The organism is Pseudonocardia sp. OZ21, from assembly GCF_059359135.1.
This window is the reverse complement of record NZ_JCADBN010000055.1, coordinates 1-530: the sequence shown is the minus strand read 5'-3', so window position 1 is coordinate 530 and position 530 is coordinate 1. Positions and strand designations below refer to the sequence as shown.

At 68.5% G+C, this 530-nt stretch carries 1 protein-coding gene; it reads left to right on the top strand.

Annotated elements, in window-relative coordinates; translation table 11 throughout:
* Nucleotides 1–530, top strand: a 530-nt coding sequence (locus AC5L35_RS37360; RefSeq protein WP_495064482.1) for an AMP-binding protein, incomplete at both ends; no start/stop codon positions are given.

Genomic DNA, 530 nt, shown 5'->3' with positions numbered 1-530 from the left:
GACCAGCTGGCCTACATCTACTTCACCTCGGGCTCCACGGGTGAGCCCAAGGGTGCGATGTGCGAGCAGGCCGGGATGCTCAACCACCTCTACGCCAAGATCGACGCCTGCGAGATCGGGGAGGGGCAGGCGGTCGCGCAGACCGCGCCCCAGTGCTTCGACATCTCGCTGTGGCAGCTGGTCTCGGCGCTGCTGGTGGGCGGGCGGACCGTACTCGTCGAGCAGGACGCCATCCTGGATGTCGAGCGCTTCGTCGACACGATCGTCGACGGCGGGGCCAACGTGGTCCAGGTCGTGCCGTCCTACCTCGAGGCGGTGCTGTCGTATGTGGAGCGGCACCACCGCGAGCTGCCCGACCTGCACACCGTGTCGGTCACGGGTGAGGCGCTGAAGAGGGAGCTGGCGCAGCGTTGGTTCGCGGCCGAGCCGGCGATCAAGCTGGTGAACGCCTACGGCCTGACCGAGACCTCCGACGACACCAACCACGAGGTCATGGACCGGGCTCCCGACGGGGAACGCGTCCCGCTCGG